At 37.6% G+C, this 853-nt stretch carries 1 protein-coding gene; it reads right to left on the bottom strand.

Annotated elements, in window-relative coordinates:
* The coding region (locus tag J8281_RS18885) for an IS3 family transposase (protein WP_210199223.1) at nucleotides 1-853 on the bottom strand (853 nt) is incomplete at both ends.

Raw genomic sequence — 853 nt, 5'->3', positions numbered from 1 at the left:
GCTGCTGGTTTTAGGTTTTGTTTATAAACCGCTATTGGATGTTCATTATCCAAATTTTGATGTCTACGTTCTTTGTTGTAATAGTTAAACCAGGTTTTTATTCCTTGATAACATTGTATCCCATCATCAGCTGGGAACAAATATACATGTTCATACTTTAGGCTTCGCCATAGGCGTTCTATAAAAATATTGTCAATAGCTCTTCCTTTGCCATCCATACTTAATCGGATCTGTTGATCTTTAGTGACATAGTTACTAAATTCCAAAGCCGTAAACTGACTTCCTTGATCTGTGTTTAGGATCTCTGGAGTTCCATAGTTTTCAATAGCGGTATCCAGAGTTTGTTTGCACCATTCAGCAGTCATGGTATTGGACAAAGACCATCCAACTACAAAACGGCTATACAAATCAATAATAGCTATCAGATATAAATAACCGCCTTTTACAGGAATATAGGTAATATCAGTTGCCCATACCTGATTGGAACGTTCAATCTTGAGGTTCTTAAGTAAATAGGTATAAATCTTGTGCAGTTCTCCTTTACCACGTTTAGAGGTATTAGGTTTTGGTCCGATGGCACTAATATCCATTAATTTATAAAGTCGCTCGATGCGTTTGTGATTAATTTGGTACCCTTTGTCTTTTTGAAGCCAAACGGTCATCCTGGGAACTCCTAACCAAGGATGAAGCATATGTTTTTCATCAATAATGCGCATCAACTCTAGATTTAAGGCAGATTCGCCTACAGGCTTGTAATATAAACCACTACGATGGATACTCAACAGTTTACACTGATGGGTAACACTTAACTTGTGTGCCTTGTCAACATGCCCTCTGCGTTGCTGTACATTCT

It is taken from the genome of Aquimarina sp. U1-2 (genome assembly GCF_017897595.1).
Taxonomy (GTDB): Bacteria; Bacteroidota; Bacteroidia; order Flavobacteriales; family Flavobacteriaceae; genus Aquimarina.
Note: the sequence above shows the minus strand (reverse complement) of the source record. Positions and strands in the feature narration are given on the sequence as shown.